General features: G+C 54.5%; 14 protein-coding genes. All 14 read right to left on the bottom strand.

What is annotated here, in order from left to right; translation table 11 throughout:
- Nucleotides 1-142: 142 nt before the first annotated feature.
- Complete coding sequence (ffh, locus tag CSTAT_RS05195; protein WP_075722716.1) at nucleotides 143-1,768, bottom strand: signal recognition particle protein; 1,626 nt, start codon at nucleotides 1,766-1,768, stop codon at nucleotides 143-145.
- Between the two features lie 43 nt (nucleotides 1,769-1,811).
- The gene (locus CSTAT_RS05190) at nucleotides 1,812-3,908 is read right to left on the bottom strand and encodes a [protein-PII] uridylyltransferase (RefSeq protein WP_244892907.1); all 2,097 of its coding nucleotides are present in this window, start codon (nucleotides 3,906-3,908) and stop codon (nucleotides 1,812-1,814) included.
- Nucleotide 3,909: 1 nt separating this feature from the next.
- Entirely contained in the window at nucleotides 3,910-4,248 is a 339-nt protein-coding gene (locus CSTAT_RS05185) for a P-II family nitrogen regulator (protein WP_066793282.1), read from the bottom strand.
- Nucleotides 4,249-4,254: 6 nt separating this feature from the next.
- Nucleotides 4,255-5,631, bottom strand: a complete 1,377-nt coding sequence (locus CSTAT_RS05180; RefSeq protein WP_075722715.1) for an ammonium transporter — start codon at nucleotides 5,629-5,631, stop codon at nucleotides 4,255-4,257.
- A gap of 148 nt (nucleotides 5,632-5,779) precedes the next feature.
- Nucleotides 5,780-6,169 (bottom strand): cation:proton antiporter, encoded by a 390-nt coding sequence (locus CSTAT_RS05175; RefSeq protein WP_075722714.1) that lies wholly within the window; start codon nucleotides 6,167-6,169, stop codon nucleotides 5,780-5,782.
- On the bottom strand, nucleotides 6,169-6,423 hold the full coding sequence (locus CSTAT_RS05170; protein ID WP_066793276.1) for an MrpF/PhaF family protein: 255 nt from the start codon (nucleotides 6,421-6,423) through the stop codon (nucleotides 6,169-6,171). The genes CSTAT_RS05175 and CSTAT_RS05170 overlap by 1 nt, the downstream gene beginning before the upstream one ends.
- Before the next feature lie 3 nt (nucleotides 6,424-6,426).
- Nucleotides 6,427-6,810 carry a Na+/H+ antiporter subunit E gene (locus tag CSTAT_RS05165; protein WP_082869549.1) on the bottom strand — a complete coding sequence of 128 codons (384 nt, stop codon included), beginning with the start codon at nucleotides 6,808-6,810 and terminating at the stop codon, nucleotides 6,427-6,429.
- Nucleotides 6,810-8,447 carry a monovalent cation/H+ antiporter subunit D family protein gene (locus tag CSTAT_RS05160; RefSeq protein WP_075722713.1) on the bottom strand — a complete coding sequence of 546 codons (1,638 nt, stop codon included), beginning with the start codon at nucleotides 8,445-8,447 and terminating at the stop codon, nucleotides 6,810-6,812. Before CSTAT_RS05160 ends, CSTAT_RS05165 begins: the two co-directional genes overlap by 1 nt.
- Nucleotides 8,447-8,794, bottom strand: a complete 348-nt coding sequence (locus tag CSTAT_RS05155) for a sodium:proton antiporter (protein WP_066793270.1) — start codon at nucleotides 8,792-8,794, stop codon at nucleotides 8,447-8,449. The genes CSTAT_RS05160 and CSTAT_RS05155 overlap by 1 nt, the downstream gene beginning before the upstream one ends.
- Nucleotides 8,795-11,692 carry a DUF4040 family protein gene (locus CSTAT_RS05150; RefSeq protein ID WP_075722712.1) on the bottom strand — a complete coding sequence of 966 codons (2,898 nt, stop codon included), beginning with the start codon at nucleotides 11,690-11,692 and terminating at the stop codon, nucleotides 8,795-8,797.
- Between the two features lie 228 nt (nucleotides 11,693-11,920).
- Nucleotides 11,921-13,603, bottom strand: a complete 1,683-nt coding sequence (ftsY, locus tag CSTAT_RS05145) for a signal recognition particle-docking protein FtsY (RefSeq protein WP_075722711.1) — start codon at nucleotides 13,601-13,603, stop codon at nucleotides 11,921-11,923.
- Between the two features lie 10 nt (nucleotides 13,604-13,613).
- Nucleotides 13,614-17,069, bottom strand: a complete 3,456-nt coding sequence (gene smc / locus CSTAT_RS05140; protein ID WP_075722710.1) for a chromosome segregation protein SMC — start codon at nucleotides 17,067-17,069, stop codon at nucleotides 13,614-13,616.
- A gap of 53 nt (nucleotides 17,070-17,122) precedes the next feature.
- The gene (locus CSTAT_RS05135; RefSeq protein ID WP_075722709.1) at nucleotides 17,123-17,401 is read right to left on the bottom strand and encodes an acylphosphatase; all 279 of its coding nucleotides are present in this window, start codon (nucleotides 17,399-17,401) and stop codon (nucleotides 17,123-17,125) included.
- 7 nt (nucleotides 17,402-17,408) lie between these two features.
- Nucleotides 17,409-18,884, bottom strand: a complete 1,476-nt coding sequence (locus tag CSTAT_RS05130; protein ID WP_075722708.1) for an alanine/glycine:cation symporter family protein — start codon at nucleotides 18,882-18,884, stop codon at nucleotides 17,409-17,411.
- Nucleotides 18,885-19,333 lie beyond the last annotated feature (449 nt).

Below are 19,333 nucleotides of genomic sequence, written 5' to 3'. Positions count from 1 at the left end.
CCAGCAAATGAGAGAACCCAACTAGAAACCGGGCCTGGTTGGGGAAATTGGCGATCCCCTTTTAATAGAGACGAAAAAGCTCGAGCCCCTGGCAGGTATGTTCTGTCAGGGGCTCGAGCTGTGTGCTTAAGCAGTGGCCTGGCTACTTATCAAACTTGAGATTGTTCAAGTCGATATTTTCCATGCCCTTGGGCAGCTTGTTGCCCATTCCTGGGAAACCGCCGCCAGCAGCGCCGCCACCCATCTGCTCTTGCAGCTTCTGCAGTTCTTCCATAGAAGGCATACCGCCACCACCGGGCATACCCGGCATACCTGGCATGCCCGGCATTCCACCGCCGCGGCTAGGGCCCTTAGGCTTTTTACGCTTGCCGTTTTTACCCTTACGGCCCTTTGGCTTCTTCTTCGTCGCAGAGCGAGCACCGCCACCCATGCCGAACTGGCCAGCCATCTTGGTCATCATCTTCTTGGCTTCGTTGAAGCGCTCGATGAGCTGGTTAACGTCTGCGACCTCAACACCAGAACCTAAAGCGATACGCTTGCGGCGCGACGCGTTCAGCACCTTCGGGTTTTCGCGCTCTTCTGGTGTCATACCGCGGATGATCGCCTGGATGCGGTCGATGTGCTTCTCATCAACCATCTCGGCCATCTCGCTCATCTGCTTGCCGCCTGGCATCATCTTGAGCAGGTTGCCAATTGGGCCCATCTTGCGGACCATCAGCAGCTGGTCGAGGAAGTCATTCAAAGTGAGCTCACCAGAACCGAGCTTGCGCGCGGCATCCTCGGCCTTTTGGTGGTCCATGGTGGCTTCAGCCTGCTCAATAAGGCTGAGCATGTCACCCATGCCGAGAATACGGCTGGCCATGCGCTCAGGGTGGAAAACATCGAAGTTTTCGAGCTTCTCACCGGTGGAGGCAAACATGATTGGCTTGCCGGTGACTTCACGAATCGACAGTGCGGCACCACCGCGGGCATCGCCATCAAGCTTGGTTAGAACCACGCCGGTAAAGTCCACGCCATCGCGGAACGCCTCAGCGGTAGAAACCGCGTCCTGACCGATCATGGAGTCAATGACAAAGAGGACTTCGTCAGGATTGACGGCATCGCGAATATTGCGCGCCTGCGTCATCAGGGTTTCATCAATGCCTAAGCGACCAGCGGTGTCAATGATGACCACGTCGTGCTGCGCGCGCTTGGCTTCTTCGATACCTGCTTGTGCAACCTGGACTGGATCGCCGGTCGAGGTGCCCATCTCATGGTCGTGCGCATCAACCGAGGTGCCAGCATCAGGCGCGAAGGTAGGAACGCCTGCGCGCTCACCAACGATTTCAAGCTGCTGGACTGCACCTGGGCGCTGCAAGTCACAGGCCACCAACATCGGGGTGTGGCCCTGGCCTGCCAAGTGCTTGGCTAATTTACCGGCGAGAGTGGTTTTACCCGCACCCTGCAAGCCGGCAAGCATGATGACCGTCGGCGGGTTCTTAGCAAATTGCAGACGGCGGGTTTCGCCACCGAGGATTGAAACCAGCTCTTCGTTGACAATTTTAATAACTTGCTGAGCAGGGTTCAGCGCCTCAGAAACTTCTGCGCCAACAGCACGTTCTTTAATACGCTTGATGAACCCGCGCACGACCGTCAAAGACACGTCGGCTTCCAGCAACGCGAGACGAATCTCGCGCGCGGTGGCGTTGATGTCTGCTTCGGTCAGTTTGCCTTTACCGCGCAGATTCTTCAGCGTCGTTTGTAAGCGATCTGATAGTGACTCGAACACTTAAGCACATCTTTTCGTTCGGGAACTTTTTAACTACCCTAGCTTAGCCGCCTGATAGCGCTTCGGTCACATTCCTGACCACCGCGGCGCGAGAAACAGTTTCAGACATCGCTGCTTGCACCACCATGGTGGCTCCGGGAGAGGTCATCGTCAACCATTTTACATTAGGCAATTTGCCAATCACATGGCCTAAAACCGCACGTTGATCCACAGTGCGGACTTCAAATACCCCACCGACTTGCCAGTTGGCCGTGGATGGATGCTTCTCAATCTCCGGCAGCGTGGAATAGACCCCAGATTTATAGGCCTGTACAAATCGTGCCTCATCAGCGGCTCGCTCGAGTCTTTCGTGGAGGGCACGAACGGTAAATTCGGCCGCATAGGAGCCGTCTTCCTCGCGCACCATAGCCGCTTGGGTTACTACCCACCCCAGCGCGGCAACCACAGCCAGGGGACGTACAACCTCGCGTTGATAAGAACCACGCCAGGAAATCGTTAGCTGTTTGTCTTCCCAGTTGGTGTGCAATCCGATATCGGCCGGGGCATAGACGCGCGGGCGTGCGGGAACGAAAGTATCCAACATTCTTAACCCGCGTAGAGAAAGCTCATGCACAGCAGCAGCTTTTCGATGATTCCATACCCCCGGGCCCGTTGCCTTCGAATCGGCCTCAGTTAAGACCGTGAGCAGCGCAAGCGTTAGGGGGTCATAGTGCACCGCATCGAGGACGGCGTTGCGGGCTTCATCTGATTCTGGGTCCATGCGCGCAGCCAGCTTCGACAAAGTCGTGTGCTCTGCGACGAGAGTTTGCACACGCATGCGATCCGGAAGATTCAATCCCAGCTTTTGTGCCATGCGGGTGACCATCTCTGCACCGACCTGCTCGTGCGGGCGGCCATAGCCTTTGCCGATATCGTGAAATAACGCTCCCAGCAGTAATAGATCTGGCCGACCGACTGTCGTGCGTACCTGCGCGCACCGCTCCACCGTTTCAACCGAGTGAAAGTCAATAGTGTGGGAATGATTGCGCTCACGCGGCAAGACCCCGCGGATGCGGTTCCATTCGGGCACGTAGCGCTCCCACAGACCAAACTTATCCATCTCGATAATGACCTGCGGGCTGGTTAGTACCGTAAAGAAGTCATCAGCTGAGGTTCGTGGCCACCGCGCAGGCAAGTCCGGCACGTCCCGCAGACGCTGCCACACGCCGTTTTTTACGGGGTTACCCGTGCGTGCAGTCGCCGCAGCGACGCGCAAAATCAAGCCTGGATCATTGAGATTCGCATTGCGAGCAAGGGTTATATAGCCGCCTTCATCAACCACATCGACATCGAGCGGTTTGCGCACGCGGTGCACACTGCGCCGCGAGACCAAGCCGCGGGCTGTGGAAAGGCCACGTTCGACTGCATTGCTAATCGTCGTTGATGTCTTCGCCAAGGCAGCAGAAAGCTCATAACGGTCTTTAAAACCTAAATCTTCTGCGATTTCGGCGGCGAATTCTGGTTCCAACACGTCGCGATGCCGACGAGAATGCTCGTGCAATAAGACGCGCACATCCAATAACAGGTCACGTTCCGCGCCCAGCTCAGGTACATCGCAAAGATTTCCCAAGGCAAGCGCGCGCAAGAGCTGCAGGTCGCGCAATCCTCCGCGCCCATTTTTGATCTCCGGGCGCGTCATCGAGGCAATCGGCCCTGCCCTGCGCCAGCGATCAATCGAGGAATCAATGAACCTATCGAAGTTCTTTTGCAAAGACACCCGCCAGGTGGCGTAGAGCTTCGCGCGGGATTCATCGACAAGCTGCTTATCACCGGCCAAAAAGGTCAGATCTAGCTGGCTCAGCGCAGCGGCAACGTCGGTTTCCGCAACGGCGGCACACTCATCAGGGGTGCGCACCGCATAATCAAGGTGATACTTCGCATCCCAAATGGGATACCACAGTGCAGCGACTTCCTCTTCCTCCAGCTGTTGACCGGGGGCATGAATGAGCACCATGTCCAGATCGGAATATGATGTCATCTCCTGCCGCGCTAAAGAGCCAGTGGCAGTCAAAGCAGCATTCGGCGGGATAACTAGGTCATCGATCAAAGCACGCGCTGAGGAATAAGCCTCGGCGCGAATTTTGTGTGGTTCTAGAATCACACTAGACAGCTTCTTCGCCGCGCTCACCGGTGCGCACGCGGATGACGTCTTCAACAGGAGTTACCCATAGCTTGCCGTCACCAATCTTGCCGGTATAAGCCGCTTCGACGATGGCATTTGCAACCTCATCCACGCGGTCATCAGCCACGAGAATTTCCAGCTTGATCTTAGGAACGAAATCAGTGGCGTATTCTGCACCGCGGTAGACCTCATTGTGTCCACGCTGTTGGCCATATCCTTGCGCCTCAGTCACCGTCAGTCCGTGGACGTTTACGTGTTCTAAAGCTGCACGCACATCCGGCAAAGTGAAGGGTTTGAGAACTGCAGTAATCAGTTTCATGGTGGTTTACTCCTTTATATCTGTGCGGGATGGAATAACAGGTGCGTTTTTATCCATACTACCGCCCGCGTGTGCAAAATTGTTTGTTCCGACAACGTCGTAGGCCGTTTCGCGGTGTTGGTCAAGATCGATGCCGTTAGCTTCTGCTTCCTTGTCGATGCGCCAACCAAGGGTTTTGCCCAGTACGACTGCGATAACGTAGGTGACAATTGCGGAAAAGAGCATCGCTACAACCGCAATCAGTGTTTGAATGATGAGCAGTTTAAAGCCATATGCGTAGTCATCGCTAAGCATGCCGCCTTCACGTGCGAACAAGGCCACGCCAATGGTTCCCCATAGGCCAGCAACCAGGTGAACGCCGACGACATCGAGGGAGTCATCAAAGCCGAACTTGAATTTCAGCCCCACACCTAAACAACCTAAGATTCCGCCGATAAACCCTAAGATGAGCGAGGTCATCGGGGTTAGAGCGCCCGCAGCTGGGGTGATGGTAACTAGACCTGCCACAACACCGGAAGCTGCGCCCAAAGATGTGGCTGCTTTATCGCGCAGGGTTTCAATGAGCATCCAGCCCAGCATGGCGGCTGCTGCCGCTGCAGCGGTATTCAGCCATGCCAGCCCTGCAAGTCCATCGGCAGCAAATGCGGAACCGCCGTTGAATCCGCACCACCCGAACCACAGCAGGGCTGCGCCCAACATGGTAAACGGCAGGTTATGAGGACGCGACAGGTGCTTAGGAAAGCCCGCGCGCTTGCCGACGACCAAAGCAAGCACGAGTGCTGCAGTACCAGCGGAAATATGCACGACCGTACCGCCTGCGAAATCAATCGGCGCTACTATCGCTTCCCCGCCTTCGGTGCCAAAAAGCCACGCGGACAGGGAATTTTGCGTGTGGGAGAGCAACCCGCCGCCCCAGACCATGTGCGCAAGCGGGAAGTACACCAGGGTTGCCCAGGCGCCGGAAAATACTAGCCACGTAGAAAATTTCACGCGCTCTGCCAGCGCACCGGAAATCAGCGCAGTGGAGATGACTGCAAACGTGAGCTGAAAGCCGATGTCGATGACATTGGCGTAGCCATTTGCCCCTTCTACAAACTCGCCAGATGAATCTATGATCTGATCCTTCAAGCCGAACATCTCCACAGGGTTAGCTACTACCCCGCCCCAAGACTGGGTGCCATAAGACATGGACCAGCCCCACAGGATATAAACCACTGAGACAACACCTAAGGCTCCAAAGCTCATCATCATGATGTTCATGACGCTGCGCCGCGAAGAAATGCCGCCGTAAAACAATGCCAGCGCAGGAGTCATCAAAAATACCAACGATGCCGACATAAGTATCCACGAAGCATCGCCGGATGCTGCTATAACGCTATCCACGTTCTTCCCACTTTCTATAGCTCGATAGGTACATTTTTCAGAATACCTATAGCCCTATAGATTAAAGAATATTTTGTGACCTATACGACATAAAAAAGCCGGCGCCCGAAGGCACCAGCTGGGTTAGAAAGCGTGTTGTTTGAGCGACTTAGGACAATCTGTCTTGCGTATCTTCGCGCATAAAGAGCTCACGCGCTAATCCTTCAGGGTCCTTGAAATAAGGATCTGCTTCCTGGAAATGGCAGTCTACGATTTCTACCCGGCGCAGCAATGCAGCACGCGAAATCAAAATCGAACCAATCGCAGAAGTGCCCAATAACAAGATAATAGCCGCCAGCCCTATGAGCACATTCCACCAGATTGGCTCCCTTAAGAAAGCACCAATGAGCAAGAATGTCACACCGAATCCAGAGGCTGTCGACAACACGGAAATACGTGCGTAAACATCACGGAAGCTCAACATGCCTGCTGCACAGACAGCAAAGTTAAAGGCACCGAGAACCAGAAAGATATCTGAGATAACCAACAGGGCTGACATTAGCGCTCACCTCGCATCAGCGCACGCGAGAGCGATACCGCGCCTAAGAAGCCCATGACCGAGGCGACAAGGACTAAGTCGAAGGTAAAACCAGAGCCCTTCTTCATGCCAATCAATGCGATTAGGGCCACTAGCACGAAGAGCAGAGCATCGGCAGCGGAAACACGGTCTGCGCGAGTGGGACCAATCAACATACGGTAGGCAGAGGGAATGACAGTCAGCGCAACCACCACGATTGCAATATTTAGAACCATGATCTAGGCCTCTTTCTTTCGATCCGAGAAAAAGCGCGGATGGATCATCACTCCGCGCAGCATGCGCTTTTCCATATCACGCAAGTCCCCCCGCAATTCGTCGGGATCCGAGTTGTACATTCCGTGCACATACATCACGCGTTGGCCTTCATCGGTATTTGCAGCGGCGCCGACGACCAATGTACCTGGGGTAACGGTAATTAAAGCTGCAATCAGAGTGTAGTGGGCTTCAGACTCTGACTCACACGGATACTTAGCGACACCAGGAGTTGAGTCATGCCCGCGTGACAAAATATCTTTCAACACGGAGTAGTTGGCAACGGTAAATTCTTTGATGTACCACAGCCAAAAGCCGATAAATCGGAATGGGAAAGTTAGATAGTCCATTATCCAAGCACCGCCTCAACATATACGGAGGTATCCAACAGACCGTTGGCAGCGGTATCTGCCCAGTTCAATAGAACTTCTCCTCCGACGCCAATAGCCAACGTCAAAAGCGCAGTTATCACTGCTGGTGCAGCTAACCAAAACTTAATTCGTGGGCGGGCATCTTTCGTGTCTTCGATGATGTACGCATCCGATGCTGCCTTAACCGCAACGGAAGAGCCCTCTTCTGGCAGCTCTGGGTAAATAGCAACACCGCCGGCCAAGGTAGCTGCTGGTCCGTCTGGGTCTTGTCCAGTACGGGGCATTGGCGCAGGCTTTTTCCTATCGCCCCAGAACATACCCTTCCAAATCTTAAGCATGGATAGCAAAGTAATAAGCGAGACAGCCAACATCGCGACAAACGCGTAGATCTCCTCTGCTTCCCAGGTTCCCATCAACAACGTGAACTTCGCGACGAAGCCGGAAAACGGTGGTATACCAGCCAGGGATAGCGCCGCGGCAAAGAACGCCACCGCGATTATGGGCTCGCGTTTGGAAATATTGGTGACCTTGTCTAGTTCGCCCGTGCCATAGACAACCTCCACAGCACCGGTCGACATAAACAGCGAGGCCTTCACAATCATGTGGTGGATTAGGTAGAAGATACCCGCGGTCATGCCAAGCTCGGTAAACAGGGCGACCCCCATGAGGATGTACCCCAACTGCGAGACCATATGGAAAGCCAGAATCTCACGGGTGGTCTTCTCTCCTACTGCACCCAGCACGCCGATGACCATGGTGAGGCTAAAGAGCAGAACCAAGATCCACAGCCATCGTGCATCCCCATCAAAGACGACCGCGTACCAGCGGTAGATAGCGTAGACGCCCACCTTAGTGTGCAGGCCCGAAAAGAGCGCGGTTACCGCAGGGTTGGTGTAGGGATAAGTTCGGGCCAACCAAGTATGAACGGGAACGACCGATGCCTTAATCAACATCGCCAAAATGACGATGGACATCGCGATCGCGACGGCGGGTTCTTCCTTCGCTGCTCCTTGTAGCTGCGCGAGGTTGACCGCACCGTAAGTGCCGTAGACCAAGGCGACGCCAGCGAGCAGCATATTGGAGGCAAAAAGATTAGCAACGATAAACAGGCGCAAGCCGGCGAGCTGCTGACGTCCGCCGCGACGGTAGATGGTGGTTGCATACAGGCCGTAGCTTGGAAGCAACATGACTTCGATAAACACGAAGAAGTTGAAGATATCGGCGGTGAGCAAGGCACCGTAAACGCCACACATCAATACCAAGGTCAGTGGCGCAAAGAAAGGTTCTTTGGAAAATCCACTGGCGGTGGCAAACCATGCACACACAACCGCCAGAATCGACACTGTCAGCAGCATCAACGCTGCGAACATATCCACGGCAAAAGGAATTGCTACCAGTGCATCCCAATTTCCTACGCGGTGTGCAAGTGCGGTGCCATCGGCAGTAATAGCAATCAAAAGGCCCGAACCGATAAGACCTGCCATCAGCACGGTGTACATGACTACTTCTTGCATGATTTTTGCACGCTGGAAGACGATCAAGATACCGGCTGCAAGCAGCGGAATGGCTGCAAAGAGTGGCAACAACGAGGCCACTAAATCAGGGCTGTACCACATTAGAGGACCACATCCTTGTGCTTATCCAGGTCCAGTTCTGGACGGGTGGCATCATCGCCATCACCTACCGCGGCGGTGACGAACATCAGCACCGAAATCGAGAAACCAATGACGATGGCGGTGAGCACGAATGCTTGTGGAAGTGGATCCGCGGCAAACCCCATTTGTTCTAAAGTATGCGAGCCAAAAGGCTCGTTGCGGGCATAGGTGCCACCGGTTGCGACAATCATTAAGTTGATGCCGTGCGAAAGAAGGGTAAAGCCCAATGCGATACGCAACATATCGCGGCGCAGCATCAGGTAGACGGCTCCTCCGATGAGGATGCCTGAGGAAATAGCCAGTGTCATCTACTTGCTCCTTTCTTTCGTCTTGTTGTTTGCGATAGCTGCCAGTGCCCTGTGGTCATCAGTCTCACCACGGCGTTGCAAGGTCTGCTCAGAGGCCAAGTCCAGCAGGACGTGGAATTCTTTATCTCCTTTGCGTGGCATGCCCAGCAAGTTGAAGGCTGCGACAATGACACCAAGAACTGCGAGGTAGACGCCCAGGTCGAAAATCATCGCCGAGGTCTGGTGAGTTCCGAAGATCTCAACGTGCAGTGAGGTCAGGAAGGATCCTTCAGCGAAACCTGCCAGACCCGTCAATGATGCCAAGGCAACACCAGAACCAATCAGCGTGAAGTATGGCCAACGAATCTTTGCCCGATCATTGGTTGGTGCCGACAGGTACATCAAGGCCATGCCGCCGGCACCAACAAGCGCCGCGACGAATCCGCCGCCGGTTTCATAGTGACCGCGGAAAAAGAGCAATACGGACAAAGCAACGATGATTGGTCCGATAACTCTGCCTGTTGCACGCAGGAATACTGCGTTTTCAAATGCTTCAAAGACCGGCGACTTGCGGTCCAGGAGAGTCTCGCGAACTGGTGCCAGGCGGAATTTCGCCAAGAGCACGGCGATGGCAATGCCCGCCATGCCAAGCACGGTCAGCTCGCCGAAAGTATCGAATGCACGGTAATCAACCAAGATCGTGTTCACGATATTGGAACCACCAGTATCTTTTGGTGCTTGTTCCAAATACAGGCGCGCGGCATCTGACTTGTCCCGACGGCCCGTAAGTCCCCATACCGCAAGGGTGGCGCTTACGCCGACGGCTACGGACAAGACGATGGACCACCAGTGGAATTTGCGGGTTTCCGGAGTGAAGTGATCCGGCAAGCGGTGCAGCACCAAGACCAGAACACAGACCGTCAAAATTTCAACGGTCAACTGCGTGGTCGCAACATCGGCAGCGCCCAGAGCATAGAACCACAGCGTCACACCGAAACCAGCAATCGAAACCACCACGACCACGGTCAGACGAGACTTGGCCATAACGGACGCCAGGACACCAATTCCGATGATGAGTACGAACACCCAGTCGGTTGGGGTGGAAGTCTCACGGTGGACTTCTGGCAGATCACGGAGAGCAAAAAGCCCAACGAAAGTGATCAAAATCAGCATCAATAGTGGCACAACTAGATGACGACGCATAGACGTTGTCCCCGAAGGTTTAGTTGCATACTTAGCGCCGAAATCAATGATTCCCGTGCGTATCTTTTCCACAGCAGAGAGCCCCGAAATTGGTGCACCAAAGTTTGTCATCGCGCGAGCAAGTTCGCGGTTGAAGTTCACCAAGATGATGCCGAAGGCAATGATGATGCCGGTGAGAGCAAGCGGGATGTTAAAGCCATGCCAGATGCTCAGGTGTGGTTCATGAGCATCGGTTGTGGTGGCGATAGCGGCCTGCCCCACTGCCCAATTCAACAAGGAAGGAACGATACCCAGCACCACGGTGACAAGAGCCAGGATGCCTGGAACAAACCACACGGTTGGCTTTGCCTCAGTAATAGTTTCTACTGGTTCTGGCTCAAAGCCACCTTCTTCGGCCTGGTAATTTGCCTCCGCGATTGAATGCTTGGTCGCGCCGCGGGCTCCAATGATGTAGCGGAAGGAGTATGCGAAGGTAAACATCGACGTGATGACAATGACTGCGGTGACCAGAATCTTAAAGGGCTCTGCCAAACCGGAGTCCAAGCTCGCAGTGATGAGTCCTTCTTTGGAAACAAAGCCCAGCAGCAATGGAATACCCGCCATTGACGCACCAGCGATCGTGATAATGCCCGTGGTGATCGGCATCTTGACGATGCGGGTGTGGCGCAATTTTTGATACGAGCGCGTGCCGGTTTCGTGTTCGATGATGCCCACCGACATAAACAGCGCTGCCTTGAAGCAGGCGTGTGCGATGGTGTGGACAATCGCCGCGGTGATTGCTGCATCAGTGCCAATACCGACGGTCAGCACCAGCAAGCCCAACTGCGACATGGTGGAATACGCCAAAAGTTCTTTCAAGTCATCACACTTGATAGCGGTGAGCGCACCGAAGAGTGCGGTGATACCGCCGCAAACCACCAACATGACATTCCACAACTGAACATCGTGAAGCAGTGGCGAGTAGCGCAGAATCAGGTAAATACCTGCCTTGACCATCGCTGCTGCGTGCAGGTAAGCCGAAACTGGTGCGATGGCAACCATCGAATCGGGCAACCACGCTTGGAAAGGAAATTGCGCAGACTTGGTAAAAGCTGCAATGGCGATTAAGAAGGCCACCGTTGCCAAAAGCGCAGGGTTTTCAGCCCACATCGGTGAGGCAATGACATCAGAAATTGACATGGTGCCTGCGTTGATCACCATGATTACGGTAGCGCCCAGCAAGAATAGACCACCAAGCACCGTCACCAGCAAAGTACGGATTGCTGGTTGATGTCCCTTCTCACCAGAGTTGGCAATCAAGAAGTAGGAGCACAGCGTCGTAAGCTCCCAGGCGAGGTAGAACACCATCAAATTATCGGTGGTGACTACAACCGCCATGGATGCTGCGAAGCCACAGATATAGAAGTAAAAGGCAGTGTCTTTATGGTGCAGATACCGCGTCGAATACGCTAAAACACCGGCACCAATAACCAGAACCAGCATCAGAAACACTAGGGATAGGCCGTCGAGACGCAACGAGAAGTTCACGTCGATAGTCGGCATCCATCGCACAGATTCGGTATGTACCTCCCCGGTACTATAGGTCGACGCTGCCATGCCAGCACTAGCAAGCAGCGGCAATGACAGAAGCCAGCCAGCATCGCGCCCTAAAAGTCGCGACGCCAAAGGGGCAGCTGCGACTGTGAGCCCTAACAGGGCTAAAACATAAAAAAGCATCGCAAGTAGATATTCCTCTTAAATGAACATGAAAAGACGGGGTGAGCTACTCAGTTCAAGGAATGACGCCGGAGAGGTGCGGGCCCCACGAATTGATATAGCCATTAGTTCCGTTGTGCCTGATACGCACAGCGGAATGTGAGGAGTTTGTATTCGTCATCACAGAAAGACTAGCACGCCCCGGACTCCAAATAAGAGTGCGGGGCGTGCTTTCGGTCGTACGATAGGTTACTGCTCACCAAGCAGGGCGTCGACGAAACTTTCTACCTCAAATGGCGCCAGATGGTCGGCACCCTCGCCCAAGCCCACAAGCTTGACTGGAACGCCGAGCTCTTCTTGAACTTGGAAGACAATACCGCCCTTGGCCGTACCATCCAGCTTAGTTAGGACGACACCTGTGATGTCTACTACTTCACGGAAAACGCGGGCCTGCATCAATCCGTTTTGGCCCACCGTGGCGTCGATGACAAGCAATACCTCATCGACTGAGGATTTCTTCTCTACTACGCGCTTGACCTTACCCAGCTGGTCCATCAAGTCGTTGGAAGTGTGCAGACGACCCGCGGTATCAACAAGGACTACATCTACTTGTTGTTCAACGCCGGTTGCGACAGCATCGAAAGCCACAGAAGCTGGGTCCGCGCCTTCTTTTCCGCGTACCGTCGAGGCGCCCACCCGGCGACCCCAGGTCTCAAGCTGATCGGCTGCAGCTGCACGGAATGTATCAGCCGCGCCAAGAAGTACCGAGTGCCCCATGGAAACTAGAACACGCGCCAATTTACCGGTGGTTGTTGTCTTACCAGTGCCGTTCACACCCACAACCATGATGACCGCGGGCTTGCCCTCATGTGGCATCGCCTTAATTGAGCGATCCATTTCTGGGCGCCCGACCTCAATCAAAGTCTCACGCAGCATGGCGCGGGCTTCGGCTTCGCTAGAGACCCCACGCTCAGCAATCTTGTCGCGCAAGGATTCCGAAACCTTCATGGTTACGGCCGTACCCAAATCGGCCATGATGAGGGTATCTTCGATTTCCTCCCAAGCATCCTCATCAAGGTCACCAGCGGACAAGATCCCCATAAGGCCCTGGCCGATAGCGTTTTGGGAGCGCGACAACCGTCCACGCAAGCGACCCAAGCGACCGCCAGCTGGCTCAATCTCTTCTACCGGCTCGGTTGGCTCCGGAGTAGTTGCTGGCTCTTCAGGAACGGGAGTTTCTTCAAGTGCTGCTACAGCCGAATCAGCCTGCGCTTCTGCTGCTTCAGCTGCCTGCTGAGCTTCTTCGTGCCCGGTAACTTCTTCCTTAATATCTTCAGCTTCGAGGTCTTCGGCAACCTCGTCAAAGATTGGGGAATCCTCTTCTTCTACCGCGGGCGCGACGGTAGCAGGTTCAGCTGGTTCAGCGGGTGCAGTAGGCTCTTCGTCAGCTTCTGGCTCGACTGTCTCAGCTACTTCTGCCTCAACTGGCTCTAGCTCTGGCTCTGCTGGTTTTACATCAGCAGGTTCTTGCTGTGCTGGTTCTTGCTGTGCAGGTTCTTCTGAAACAGCCGGTTCCTGAACTGCCTGCTCTTGAGCGGGTTGCTCTTGAGCGGGCTCTTTCTCATCGGCGGTTTCTTGCGGCTGCGGGATGGGTGGAACTACTGGCGGCACCGCAGAGTCCTGCGGGGGCTTAGGGGTCTCGCGCGCTGGGACGGGCTCAGCAGATTGTGCGGGAGCAAAGTTAAAGCCAGATTGCGCCTGGTAATTACCCGACTTTTGCTGTTGGGTTAGCTCTTTTGGCTCTTCCTCAGCCTTGTCAAAAGAAACCTTCTTATCCTCACCACGTTTTTTGCCCCACAAGATTAAAAGGGCAATAAGGATAATGAGGACAACAACAGCGACGCCGATCCACAACATTAAGAATGATTCCATGCGCCCTATCTTAACGGCTAGCTGGCTCCATTGCGTGGGCTGGGTTCATCCGTTGGGAAATAACTCGCGTCACACCGTCGCCGCGCATGGTTACGCCGTAGAGCACATTGGCGACATCCATCGTCGGTTTTTGGTGCGTAATGACGATGAGCTGGGAATCCTTGCGCAATTCTTCGAAAAGAGCGATGAGGCGACGCAGGTTGACATCGTCAAGCGCTGCTTCAACCTCATCCATGACATAAAACGGTGAGGGGCGTGCGCGGAAAATTGCCACGAGCATAGCTAACGCTGTTAAGGACTTCTCCCCGCCCGAAAGCAAGGACAAGCGCTTGACCTTCTTGCCCGGTGGACGAGCCTCCACCTCAATACCCGTGGTGAGCAAGGATTCGGGTTCGGTTAGAATGAGCCGTCCTTCGCCACCTGGGAACAGGGTGTTAAAGACCTTCGGGAATTCCGCTTCCACGTCGTGCCAAGCATCGCTAAAGAGCTGCAGAATCTGCGCGTCGACGTCCTCGATGACACCTTCCAAGTCGCGGCGGGCTTGGGTGACATCGTCAAGCTGCGTCGAGAGGAAGGAATAGCGCTCTTCCAAAGCCTTGAATTCTTCCAGCGCCAAGGGGTTGACCTTGCCCAAAGAGTTCAAATCCTTTTCGGCTTGCTTCAAACGCTTAGTCTCAGCAGCGCGATCGAAATCATCATCCGGGGTGTAACCACGCAACAAATCCGCAATCGCGATGCCGAGCTGCTCAGAAATCTTGGCCTCTGCTTCATCTAAGCGAACTTGGGCCTGCGAACGGGCAATATCGCCCGAATGGGCCTTGTTGGTGAGCTGCTCTAAGCGTTGGCGCGCACCTGTCACCGTTTGCTTGGCGGCGTTGAGCTGGTTGTTTATCGCCGTACGCTGGGTTGCTAGTACGTCGCGTGATTCTGCGGCGCGGGATAGCGCATCGCTCGCCCTCTGACTCAATGGCTTTGCATGGCTTGCCACTGTGCGCGCAAGCTCACCCAGTGCGCGGCGGCGCGCCATGGTGCGGTCATGGCGCTGTTTGGCCTGGCGCTCTTGCTCAGCCAATCGGCGCAAGCTATCGCCCCGCCCGGCGGCGTGGCCTACCTTGTCTTGGGCAGAGCGCAGGCTCATCTGCGCTTCCATCTCCATGGTTTTGGCAGCGTCCAAGGCTTGGGATGCCATGTCGCGCTCGCTTGTCGATGCCTCCGTATCCGGCTCATCTTTATCCACCCGCGCTAGTCGATCGCGTGCTTCTTCCAGCTGCGTACGCAACTGCGCCAGCTTGATATCTAACTCCGTTGCTCGCTGTGCGAGCTTTTCATGGTCCTTCTCGCTGGTTTCTACCTGTGAGATAAGACGCTGGTGGTCGCGTTTCCACGCGGCTACTTGCAAGTCGTGATCCCGCAACGCTGCTTTTGCACCCGCTGCGGTAACGCGCGCATCTTCGGCTGCAAGTTTTGCACCTTCTAGCGTGCCTGAAAGCTCTTCCAAATCTTGAGTAGCTTTTTCTAGCTCTTGCTCCGCAGTTTTAATCTTGGAAGCTACCTCCACCGTTGATTGTGCACCGGTGCCAGCAGAGATCCAACCTTCACCAACCATGACGCCCGCTCGAGTTACAGCGCGCAAGCGTGGATCTTCGGCGACGATCTGACGGGCAGCATCGACATCGTCTACTAACACCACATCCGCCAAGACGCGGGTGATGCCATGGGAAATCTCCGGTACTGCAACCACGTGATCTAATAGCCATGCTGCCCCAGGTGGCAGGTTGGCGTCCATGCGCCACTGCGTTTGTGACCCAGAATTATCAAAGACGGTGGTGCGTGAAGCATCTTCTAATGCAGCAAGAAGATCTGGACCGACCTTGCCGACATGCGATTCAGCGAACTCGCCCAAAGCGACCGCCAAAGCAACGTCATAGGCCGTAGATACCAATTGGCCCAGCGGTTGCAAGTCAACGCCAATCTCCGTGGTGGGCGGGATGGTGCTGGTTAAGGTTTCGATTCGCGAATGCAAGGTGTAGACCGCACGTTCAAATTCACGTTGTTGGTCTCGCAATTGCTCAAGACGTAAATCCGCCGCTTGAGATTCGCTCAATGCACGAACATGCGCCTCATCGAGTGGAGCGCGCTCCCGATCGAAATCGGCGAGCTTCTTTTCCACTTCGGCTGCTTCTTCACGCGCGGCACGCAACTTCTTCGCTGCCTCATCAACGCCGTCTTGGCTATGGCCAAGTGACTGCTCAGAGGTTTCGACTTGGCGGGATAATGCTTGTTCCTCAGCGATAAGTCGGACCACGCCCTCGCGTCGGTCAGCGATAGCGCGCAACTGAGCTGCATGTTCTTTATCCGCTGCGGTAAAAGCTTCACGACGCTCTGCTACTTCCTCGCGGATTGATTCTAAGGCTTCTGCTGCTTCTTCAGCTGCAAGAACTAATTCCGCGTGCTCTTCATCTGCGACTCGTGCGCGGGCTTCTAAGTCATCTGGGTCTTGGCCCTGATACGCAGTGACAGCGCCAACGTTATTAGCGCGTTCTTGTGCAATGCGCGAAGTCGCAGCAAGTCGCTCCACCAGCGTGGACAAATCAAACCACAGCTTTTGGGCAGCCTCAGCCTGGGGAGCAATCTCCCCCAGCTGTTCCTCGAGCTCCATCTGTTGCCCGGTAGCTTCTTCGAGTGCCTCAGTGGCAAGAGCCACTTGTTCTTCTAAAAGTTCTGCTTGACGCTGGGCATCGGCAAATTCAGCACGAACGCGCACTACCCTATCGCCAGCTAGCTTCAAACGGGCATCGCGCAGATCTGCCTGTACCGTGGCAGCGCGCTGTGCCGCCTGGGCTTGGCGCTCTAAAGGTTTAAGCTGTTTGCCTAATTCTTCAGTCAAGTCTGAAAGCCGGTCAAGATTCGCCTGCATGCCGGTGAGCTTGCGTTGGGCTTTTTCTTTGCGACGGCGGTGTTTTAATACCCCGGCTGCTTCTTCAATGTAGCTGCGCCGGTCTTCGGGGCGGGATTCCAGGATTTCCGCGAGCTTTCCCTGCCCGACGATGATGTGCATCTCGCGGCCGATGCCGGAGTCAGACAGCAGCTCTTGAATATCCATCAAGCGCGCTTTGGCGCCATTGATTTCATATTCGCTTGCTCCATCACGGAACATGCGGCGGGTAACAGATACTTCTGTGTAGTCAATGGGCAGAGCACCATCAGCATTGTCGATGGTAAGAGTTACCTCAGCGCGGCCGAGAGCTTTGCGCTCACCGGCGCCGGCGAAGATGACATCTTGCATCTTGCCGCCGCGCAGGGTCTTCGCGCTGCCCTCGCCCATCACCCAGGCAAGAGCATCAACCACATTGGATTTGCCGGAACCATTGGGGCCTACGACCGCACAGATTCCGGGTTCGAATTTTAAAGTCGTCGCGGACGCAAAAGATTTAAATCCTTTAAGCGTCAACGATTTCAAGTGCATTGTGATAATCCTACAGGTCGAAAGCCTAAAGCTTTCGACCCCGTGCCGGGCTTTTAGCGTTCAATGAATCCGGACTCGCCTTTTGGCGCAGCCCATTGTTCGACTACAACTTCTACATGACCTGGACGGTTGGTGCTAGATGGTTGCTCTTTGAGTACCTCCAGCAGCTTTTCACAATCTTCCCGTGGGCCTTCGGCAACAACTTGCACGCGTCCGTCGGACTTATTTGTCGCATGTCCTGTGAGCCCCAGCTCTAAGGCACGCGAGCGAGTCCACCAGCGAAATCCCACGCCTTGCACATTTCCTTTAACGAAGGCGGTCATGCGTTCCATAGAGTTGCTATTCCTTTGCTTTAAGGTCATCCAGACTACGACGGGTTGCTGGGTCAGAGCCGTCCCAGACTTCAATATTTTTAATCTCTGGCAGCATATCCCGGTGGAATACCGGATCAATTCCCTGGCGGCGTTGCTGGTTGAAGTTCTTCAAAAGCTTAATTGCCACGCCCGACAGCGGAATAATCGCCGCGATGTTAAGAATAACCATCGTACCGGCACCGGTATCGGCAAGTGCGAAGACAAATGGCAACGTTCCCACCGCGCCAAACCAGATGAAGAAGATGACCACTGCGCGGAAGAGGAAGAGCCAAGTCCGTGACTCGGTGAGGTATTCAACGTTGGCTTCCGCCAAGTAGTAATTACCCAGAATCGAAGAGAATGCCAGGAAGAATAGGATGAAAGTCACCAGGTGAATACCCCAGTCACCAACCTGGTTCGACAGCGCCATCTGGGTCAGCGATACGCCTTCTGCTTCTCCGCCGTACTCCAAATCGGTGCCCAGCAAAATGATGAATGCGGTAATCGAGCAGACAACCAGGGTGTCGAAGTAAACACCGAGGGTCTGAACCAAGCCTTGCTTAACAGGGTGAGACACCGTTGCGGTTGCTGCTGCGTTGGGAGCTGAGCCTTCGCCTGCCTCATTGGAGAACAAACCACGCTGAATACCTTGCATCATGGCCGCGCCCAAACCAGCACCAGCAATCTGCTGGAAGCCCAAGGCATGAGAGAGGATATCAGAAATTACGCCTGGGACTGCATCGATATTAGTGACGACCACGTATAGACCGATGACCAAGTACGCGATGGCCATGAAAGGAACAATGATCTGAGTCATGTTCGCAATGCGCTGAACACCACCAAAGATGATGAAGCCAGAAACGACCGCGATAATGACACCGACGATCGCGCGGAAAGTAAAGGAGTCATTACCAAAAGAAGTTGCCAAAGACTCAGCGATGGCGTTGGTCTGGAAGGCCTGGTAGACAAAACCAAAGGTAAAGGCAATCGCGATGGAGAAGACAACCGCCAGTGGAGTCCAGCCTAAGCCCTTTTTCATGTAGTAAGCCGGGCCACCGCGATAATTGTCACCATCGCGCACTTTCCACAGCTGCGCCAAGGTCGACTCAATAAATGAGGTTGCGCCACCCAAAATGGCAATTATCCACATCCAAAAGACTGCACCTGGTCCACCAACGGAGATTGCTACTGCGACGCCGGCGACGTTGCCAGTACCCACGCGTGAGGCCGCGGAGATGGTAAACGCTTTGAAGGCAGAAATTCCGCCATATTCTTCATCTGCGTCAGCACCGGTGCCCTTTGGGCGTTCGACGACAGACTTGAACATGGAAGGAATCATGCGCAACTGAACTAGTGCAGTGCGGAATGCAAAGAAGATACCCGCGCCCACCAAAAGCCACGGCACCACGAATGTCCAGAGGCCGTCATTAAACGTGCCCACAATATTCTCGAGGAAGGTCATAGGAATATTAAAGGGGATAAACAATACTTGGAGCAACCTGAATCACACTGGGGTGAAGGCACAAATGGAATATCTTCCATACCTTCATCCTCTCGAGAGCGTCCGTTTTGCTCCGAATCACGGAAATTTCTCCCAAGTTTCCAGCCTTGAGAACGCGGACTAATCCTTCCCAAACTAGGGCTCGCGTTAATTCATCTTTGAAGTATTCCTAGCCCAAGCAAGAACATAGCTAGATTGGCTAAACAGATGAATGCTTTCAACAATACTGCGCGAACAAAGTGCATTTCCCGCACGTCAAATGAAGCATGCGGCTGATTTCTTCCCAGGACCATGAAAAGGGATGGGCTTAGAAACTATCTTTGCTCTTCTCTACCCTTGTCACCAGAACCAGTGCGATACCGCTATATATCTGCACCGGATTCATCGCGCGGCAATCGCGAAATTAGCCG

This window comes from Corynebacterium stationis, from assembly GCF_001941345.1.
Taxonomy (GTDB): Bacteria; Actinomycetota; Actinomycetes; order Mycobacteriales; family Mycobacteriaceae; genus Corynebacterium; species Corynebacterium stationis.
Note: the sequence above shows the minus strand (reverse complement) of the source record. Positions and strands in the feature narration are given on the sequence as shown.

What these genes read in the sequence shown, in the direction of transcription:
- CSTAT_RS05185 (WP_066793282.1), bottom strand. Translation starts at nt 4,248, where the DNA reads ATGAAACTGATTACTGCAGTTCTCAAACCCTTCACTTTGCCGGATGTG.
- CSTAT_RS05175 (WP_075722714.1), bottom strand. Translation starts at nt 6,169, where the DNA reads ATGTCAGCCCTGTTGGTTATCTCAGATATCTTTCTGGTTCTCGGTGCC.
- CSTAT_RS05170 (WP_066793276.1), bottom strand. Translation starts at nt 6,423, where the DNA reads ATGGTTCTAAATATTGCAATCGTGGTGGTTGCGCTGACTGTCATTCCC.
- CSTAT_RS05165 (WP_082869549.1), bottom strand. Translation starts at nt 6,810, where the DNA reads ATGGACTATCTAACTTTCCCATTCCGATTTATCGGCTTTTGGCTGTGG.
- CSTAT_RS05160 (WP_075722713.1), bottom strand. Translation starts at nt 8,447, where the DNA reads ATGTGGTACAGCCCTGATTTAGTGGCCTCGTTGTTGCCACTCTTTGCA.
- CSTAT_RS05155 (WP_066793270.1), bottom strand. Translation starts at nt 8,794, where the DNA reads ATGACACTGGCTATTTCCTCAGGCATCCTCATCGGAGGAGCCGTCTAC.
- CSTAT_RS05150 (WP_075722712.1), bottom strand. Translation starts at nt 11,692, where the DNA reads ATGCTTTTTTATGTTTTAGCCCTGTTAGGGCTCACAGTCGCAGCTGCC.
- ftsY (WP_075722711.1), bottom strand. Translation starts at nt 13,603, where the DNA reads ATGGAATCATTCTTAATGTTGTGGATCGGCGTCGCTGTTGTTGTCCTC.
- smc (WP_075722710.1), bottom strand. Translation starts at nt 17,069, where the DNA reads ATGCACTTGAAATCGTTGACGCTTAAAGGATTTAAATCTTTTGCGTCC.
- CSTAT_RS05135 (WP_075722709.1), bottom strand. Translation starts at nt 17,401, where the DNA reads ATGGAACGCATGACCGCCTTCGTTAAAGGAAATGTGCAAGGCGTGGGA.
- CSTAT_RS05130 (WP_075722708.1), bottom strand. Translation starts at nt 18,884, where the DNA reads ATGACCTTCCTCGAGAATATTGTGGGCACGTTTAATGACGGCCTCTGG.